This is a genomic window from Priestia sp. GS2 (genome assembly GCF_036409025.1).
Classification (GTDB): Bacteria; Bacillota; Bacilli; order Bacillales; family Bacillaceae_H; genus Priestia; species Priestia aryabhattai_A.
Window position 1 is genome coordinate 1 of record NZ_JAZGJX010000001.1, and the last position, 7,500, is coordinate 7,500.

At 35.7% G+C, this 7,500-nt stretch carries 6 protein-coding genes (1 of these 6 only partly in view); all 6 read left to right on the forward strand.

The genetic code is table 11. The features are described 5' to 3' along the window. Complete coding sequence (gene dnaA / locus V2145_RS00005; protein WP_210610731.1) at positions 1-1,344, forward strand: chromosomal replication initiator protein DnaA; 1,344 nt, start codon at positions 1-3, stop codon at positions 1,342-1,344. 195 nt (positions 1,345-1,539) lie between these two features. Then, positions 1,540-2,676, forward strand: a complete 1,137-nt coding sequence (gene dnaN, locus V2145_RS00010; protein ID WP_094910927.1) for a DNA polymerase III subunit beta — start codon at positions 1,540-1,542, stop codon at positions 2,674-2,676. 103 nt (positions 2,677-2,779) lie between these two features. Continuing rightward, entirely contained in the window at positions 2,780-2,995 is a 216-nt protein-coding gene (gene yaaA, locus V2145_RS00015; protein WP_094911223.1) for a S4 domain-containing protein YaaA, read from the forward strand. Positions 2,996-3,010: 15 nt separating this feature from the next. Further along, positions 3,011-4,129, forward strand: coding sequence for a DNA replication/repair protein RecF (gene recF, locus V2145_RS00020; protein ID WP_094910926.1), 1,119 nt, complete (start codon positions 3,011-3,013; stop codon positions 4,127-4,129). A 222-nt stretch (positions 4,130-4,351) separates the two neighbouring features. Further along, entirely contained in the window at positions 4,352-6,268 is a 1,917-nt protein-coding gene (gene gyrB, locus V2145_RS00025; RefSeq protein WP_131887587.1) for a DNA topoisomerase (ATP-hydrolyzing) subunit B, read from the forward strand. A gap of 115 nt (positions 6,269-6,383) precedes the next feature. After that, positions 6,384-7,500 carry the 5' portion of a DNA gyrase subunit A gene (gene gyrA, locus V2145_RS00030; RefSeq protein ID WP_311856005.1) on the forward strand. Its footprint extends 1,388 nt past the window's final position, so 1,117 of the gene's 2,505 nt are visible here — the first part of the coding sequence; it begins with the start codon at positions 6,384-6,386; its stop codon lies beyond the right edge, outside the window.

The window sequence follows — 7,500 nt, forward strand, 5'->3', positions numbered from 1 at the left end:
TTGGAAAATATTCATGATTTATGGAACGGAGCATTGGCTGAAATTGAAAAGAAGTTGAGTAAACCTAGTTTTGAAACATGGTTAAAATCAACAAAAGCTCATGCTTTACAAGGTGATACACTTATTATCACAGCACCCAATGACTTTGCCAGAGATTGGCTAGAGTCTAGATATTCTAACTTAATTGCTGAAACATTGTACGATTTGACTGGGGAAGAACTCGATGTAAAATTTATTATCCCGTTAAATCAATCTGAAGAAGAGTTTGATTTAACTCCTCCTAAAAAGAATGTAAGCAAGGAAGATGGACACGAATTCCCACAAAGTATGCTTAATTCCAAATATACGTTTGATACTTTTGTTATTGGTTCTGGTAACCGCTTTGCTCATGCTGCTTCCTTAGCAGTTGCAGAAGCACCAGCTAAAGCTTACAATCCACTTTTTATCTATGGAGGAGTAGGGCTTGGGAAAACCCACCTCATGCACGCAATCGGTCACTATGTGCTTGATCATAATCCTGATGCTAAAGTTGTATACCTATCTTCTGAGAAATTCACGAATGAATTTATTAACTCAATTCGTGACAACAAAGCAGTGGAGTTTCGTAATAAATATAGAAATGTCGACGTTTTACTTATAGATGATATTCAATTTTTAGCTGGTAAAGAACAAACACAAGAAGAGTTTTTCCATACGTTTAATACGTTACATGAAGAAAGTAAACAAATTGTTATCTCAAGCGATAGACCGCCAAAAGAGATACCAACTTTAGAAGATCGTCTTCGCTCTAGATTTGAATGGGGTTTAATTACAGACATTACGCCACCAGATCTTGAAACGAGGATTGCTATTTTACGTAAAAAAGCAAAAGCTGACGGCTTAGTAATTCCTAACGAAGTAATGCTTTATATCGCCAATCAGATCGATTCAAATATTCGTGAATTAGAGGGTGCTTTAATCCGTGTAGTAGCATACTCTTCTTTAATTAATAAAGATATTAATGCTGACTTAGCTGCTGAAGCTTTAAAAGATATCATTCCAAGTTCAAAGCCCAAAGTTATCACCATTCAAGATATCCAACAAATAGTCGGACAGCAGTTTAATGTAAAGCTTGAAGACTTTAAAGCAAAAAAACGAACAAAATCTGTTGCTTTTCCAAGGCAGATTGCAATGTACTTATCTCGTGAGCTTACAGACTTCTCGTTACCAAAGATTGGAGAAGAATTTGGAGGACGAGATCACACTACAGTTATTCATGCTCATGAAAAGATTTCAAAGTTGGTTCAAACCGATTCGCAGCTACAAAAACACATTAAAGAAATCAGTGAATCTTTAAAGATCTAATTTTTTCTCTCTTGTTTTTTGTGTATAAGTGAGGTAGCATTGTACACAGTCTGTCCACAGGTGGATAGGCTGTGTACTGGCGTTTTAAGGGGTTATCCACATTTCCACACCCCCTATTACTACTACTACTTTTTTTATAATAAATAAATAAGCTGTTTAAACCGACTTTTAAAATAAAAAAGGAGGAAGGATTCCATGAAATTTAAAATTCAAAAAGACTATTTGGTTCAAAGTGTTCAGGATGTAATGAAGGCTGTTTCATCTCGTACAACGATCCCAATTTTGACAGGAATCAAAATTGTTACAACGGAAGAAGGAGTTACACTTACAGGAAGTGACTCTGATATTTCTATTGAATCATTCATCCCAAAAGAAGAAGATGGAAAAGAGATTGTGGAAATAGAGAAAACGGGAAGTGTTGTCTTACCAGCTCGTTTCTTCAGTGAAATCGTAAAGAAATTACCAAAAGAAGTTGTAGAATTAGATGTTCAAAATTTATTCTTAACAATTATTCGTTCTGGAAAAGCAGAATTTAATTTAAATGGTTTAGATGCTGAAGAGTACCCACATTTACCACAAATTGAAGAAAATAACGTGTTTAAGATTCCTACGGATTTACTTAAAAACATGATTCGACAAACTGTCTTTGCGGTGTCCACCTCAGAAACACGTCCTATCTTGACAGGTGTAAACTGGAAGGTGGAAGGTAAAGCATTAACGTGTATTGCAACAGATAGCCATCGTTTAGCATTGCGTAAAGCAAATATTCAATCTGAACATGAGGTTTCTTACAATGTTGTTATTCCAGGAAAGAGTTTAAGTGAATTCAGTAAAATTTTAGATGATTCTAATGAACTAGTTGATATCGTCATGACTGAAAATCAAGTTTTATTTAAAACAAAGCACCTTTTATTCTTTTCACGTTTACTAGATGGAAACTATCCAGATACGTCTCGCCTTATTCCAGCTGACAGTAAGACAGACGTTGTTTTAAACGTTAAAGAGTTTCTTCAATCCATTGATCGCGCTTCGCTGTTGGCAAGAGAAGGACGTAATAACGTAGTAAAGTTATCAACTTTACCAGATGGGATTGTTGAAATTTCATCGAATTCTCCGGAGATTGGTAAAGTTATTGAAGAGGTTCAAAGTGAATCAATTGTTGGAGAAGATTTAAAGATTTCATTTAGTGCAAAATATATGCTTGATGCATTAAAAGCCCTTGAAGGCACAGATATTAAAATTAACTTTACCGGGGCTATGCGACCATTTGTTATTCGAACATTAGAGAATGACTCAATGTTACAGCTGATTTTACCGGTTAGAACATATTGATGTTGAAAGCTACTAGATTGTTTCTAGTAGCTTTCTTTTCTCAAGGACAATTATTTAGTAGAATAATGATAAGTAAAATAATTAGGAAAGTGAGCGGACTATGATGAAAACAGAAATTGAAATTTCAACGGAATATATTGCACTAGGTCAGTTTTTAAAGTTAGCTGATGTTATTCAGACTGGTGGAATGGTGAAATGGTTTTTAAGTGAACATGAAGTGTATGTGAACGGTGAGTTAGAAGAACGCCGCGGTCGAAAGCTATATCCAGGCGATCAAATAACAATCCCAGACATGGGTGAGTTTATTATTATATCTTAAGAGTTGGTGAATGGTTTGTACATTAAAGAACTTGCGTTAACAAACTATCGTAATTATGAAAAAACAACGGTTGCTTTTGAAAATAAGGTAAATGTCATTCTAGGAGAAAATGCGCAAGGAAAAACAAACATTATGGAATCAATCTTTGTTTTATCAATGGCAAAATCACATCGTACGTCTAACGATAAAGAATTAATAAAATGGGAAAGTGAATTTGCAAAGATTTCTGGTGTTGTAGAAAAAGAGCGTGGACCTGTGACGTTGGATTTAATCATTTCAACAAAAGGGAAAAAAGCAAAATATAATTACATTGAGCAACAAAAGTTAAGTCAATATATCGGGGCCATGAATACAGTTATGTTTGCTCCAGAGGATTTGAACTTAGTAAAGGGGAGTCCTCAAGTACGGAGAAGATTTATTGATATGGAAATTGGCCAAGTTTCCCCTGTATACATGCACGACTTAAGCAAGTATCAAAAAGTTTTACAGCAGAGGAATCAATATTTAAAACAACTACAGACCCGAAAGCAATCTGATTTATCTTTGCTCGATGTCTTAACTTCTCAGCTTACAGAAGTGGCAGCTCGGATCTTAAAAAAACGATTTGAGTTCTTACAGCTTTTACAAAAATGGGCCGAACCTATCCATTTTGGAATCAGTAGAGGGCTTGAAAACTTACGTATCGAGTATAAAAATTCGATTGATGTATCAGAAGATGCAGATTTGTCGAAAATGATAGAAGCATATCATGAAAAATTTGATAAAATAAAAAGTAGAGAAATTGATAGGGGCGTCACTTTAATTGGCCCTCATCGAGATGACCTGCTATTTTACGTCAATGAAAAGGATGTTCAAACTTTTGGGTCTCAAGGGCAGCAGCGTACGACCGCTTTGTCTTTAAAATTGGCTGAAATTGAGCTGATTAACCAAGAGATTGGTGAGTATCCCATTTTATTGCTGGATGACGTTTTATCAGAGCTGGATGATTTTCGTCAGTCGCATCTGTTAAACACGATACAAGGAAAGGTTCAAACTTTTGTTACAACCACAAGTATTGAAGGAATTCATCATGAAACATTAGACAAAGCTGCTACATTTGCAGTAGAGGCTGGTGTCATACAAAAAATTAAATAGTTTTTTATACTGACAGCTTTTCAACGTTAATTTCAACAAAGTATGGTATCATTATAGTTTTAAGTCTAATGTTTTAAAACTTACCCTCAAAATTATGAAAGATGAGCTTTGCTTGTCTGAAGCTCCTAAGTGGTTTCCATTCGATTATTTTTAAGATACGTTATAAGAATACAACTATAAGCAGTTCGCTGTTAATGAAAAGTGTAGGTGATACATTTGGCAATGGAACAAAAAGAAAAGCAATCATATGATGCTGACCAGATACAAGTGTTGGAAGGGTTAGAAGCAGTACGAAAACGTCCGGGGATGTATATCGGCTCTACGAGTGCTAAAGGTTTACACCACCTGGTATGGGAAATTGTTGATAATAGTATCGATGAAGCGCTAGCTGGTTATTGTGATGAAATCAACGTCATAATTGAGAAAGATAATAGCATCACAGTTAAAGATAATGGGCGTGGAATTCCTGTTGGTATGCATGAAAAAATGGGACGACCTGCTGTTGAAGTTATCTTAACAGTTCTTCACGCTGGAGGTAAATTTGGCGGTGGTGGATATAAGGTTTCCGGTGGCTTACATGGTGTAGGAGCATCTGTTGTAAATGCACTTTCTACTTATTTGGAAGTAAATGTACACCGAGATGGGAAAGTACACTATCAAAAATTTGAGCGTGGAGTTCCTGTAGCAGATTTAGAAGTAACCGGTGAAACTGATAAAACCGGTACAGTTATTCACTTCCAACCAGATGGTGAAATTTTTACCGAAACGTTAGAGTATGATTTTGATACATTAGCTAACCGATTACGTGAATTGGCTTTCTTAAATCGTGGAATTAAAATCACAATTGAAGATAAGCGTGAAGAAAATAAGGTACGTGAATACCACTATGAAGGTGGTATTAAATCATATGTTGAACATTTAAATCGTTCAAAAGAAGTAGTACATGAAGAACCAATCTACATTGAGGGAAATCGTGATAGTATCTCAGTTGAAATTGCTATTCAATACAATGATAGCTACACAAGTAATCTGTACTCTTTTGCAAACAACATCCACACCTATGAAGGTGGTACACATGAAGCAGGGTTTAAAACTGCTTTAACGCGTGCTATTAATGATTATGCGCGTAAGAATAATGTGTTTAAAGATAGTGATACAAATCTTACAGGTGAAGATGTTCGTGAAGGAATTACGGCAATCATTTCAATTAAACATCCGGACCCTCAATTTGAAGGTCAAACAAAAACAAAGCTAGGAAATAGTGAAGCAAGAACAATTACAGACTCTGTGTTTGCAGAACACTTTGAAACATACCTACTAGAAAATCCAGTGGTAGCGAAGAAAATCGTTGAAAAAGGGGTTATGGCTGCACGTGCTCGAATGGCAGCTAAAAAAGCACGAGAATTAACAAGAAGAAAAAGTGCTTTAGAAATCTCAAATCTACCTGGTAAATTGGCAGATTGTTCTTCAAAAGATCCTTCAATTAGTGAATTGTACATTGTAGAGGGTGATTCTGCAGGTGGTTCGGCTAAGCAAGGACGTAGTCGTCATTTCCAAGCGATTTTACCTCTGCGTGGTAAGATTATTAACGTTGAGAAGGCAAGGTTAGATAAAATTTTATCTAATAATGAGATTCGTACAATCATTACAGCATTAGGCACAGGAATTGGAGAAGATTTTGATATCTCTAAGGCACGTTATCATAAACTTGTTATTATGACAGACGCTGATGTTGATGGAGCTCATATCCGTACACTATTGTTAACGTTCTTTTATCGTTATATGAGACAGATTATTGAATCAGGTTACATTTATATCGCACAGCCACCACTATATAAGATTTCACAAGGGAAACGCGTAGAATATGCGTACAACGATAAGCAGTTAGAAGAAATTCTTCCAACGTTTTCAGAAGGATCTAAGCCTAACTTACAACGTTATAAAGGTTTAGGAGAGATGAACCCAGAGCAACTTTGGGAAACAACAATGGATCCAGATACGCGTACGCTTCTACAAGTCAGCTTACAAGATGCAATTGAAGCAGATGAAACATTTGAAATTCTAATGGGGGACAAGGTTGAACCACGTCGTAACTTCATTGAAGAAAATGCAAAATACGTTAAAAATTTAGATATTTAAATAAAGCATTTTTAAAGAATTAAAAAGAATGTTAAACGGCAGGGTAGATTTGTTTCTATCCTGCGTTTACATATGTGAACTACTATACTGAACTTCGTGAAGGAGGTTCTTATCGATGTCAGATAAACCAAACTCTCAAATTACAGAAGTAAATATTAGCCAAGAAATGCGTTCTTCGTTTTTAGATTATGCAATGAGCGTTATTGTTTCACGTGCACTTCCAGACGTACGTGATGGCTTAAAGCCGGTTCATCGTCGTATTTTATATGCGATGAATGACTTAGGTATGACTTCGGATAAACCATTTAAAAAATCAGCTCGTATCGTAGGAGAAGTTATAGGTAAGTATCATCCTCATGGTGACTCAGCTGTCTATGAAACAATGGTACGTATGGCACAAGATTTTAGCTATCGTAATATGCTTGTAGATGGTCATGGTAACTTCGGTTCTATCGATGGCGATTCAGCAGCAGCGATGCGTTATACAGAAGCAAGAATGTCCAAAATTTCTATGGAATTATTAAGAGATATCAACAAAGATACTATAGATTATCAAGATAACTATGATGGATCTGAGAGAGAGCCAGTTGTATTACCGGCTAGGTTTCCTAACTTACTTGTAAACGGCTCAGCGGGTATTGCTGTAGGGATGGCAACAAATATTCCTCCTCATCAATTAGGAGAAGTAATTGATGGCGTACTAGCTATTAGTAAAAATCAAGATATTACAATTCCAGAGCTAATGGAAATTATACCTGGACCAGATTTTCCAACTGCCGGTCAAATTTTAGGTAGAAGTGGAATTCGGAAAGCTTATGAAACAGGAAAAGGCTCTATTATTATTCGTGCCAAAGTAGAGATTGAAGAGCAGCCAAATGGAAAGCAGACCATTATTGTTAATGAGCTTCCTTATCAAGTGAATAAAGCTAAACTTATCGAAAAAATTGCAGAACTTGCTAGGGATAAAAAGATTGAGGGTATTACAGATTTACGTGATGAATCTGATCGATCTGGTATGCGTATTGTTATTGAAGTTCGAAGAGATGCAAATGCAAATGTCTTACTAAATAACTTATATAAACAAACGTCTTTACAAACAAGCTTTGGTATTAATATGCTTGCTTTAGTTGAAGGACAGCCAAAGGTTTTAAACTTAAAACAATGTTTACAGTATTATTTAGATCACCAAGTTGTCGTTATTCGTAGACGTACTGAGTTTGAATTAAGAAAAG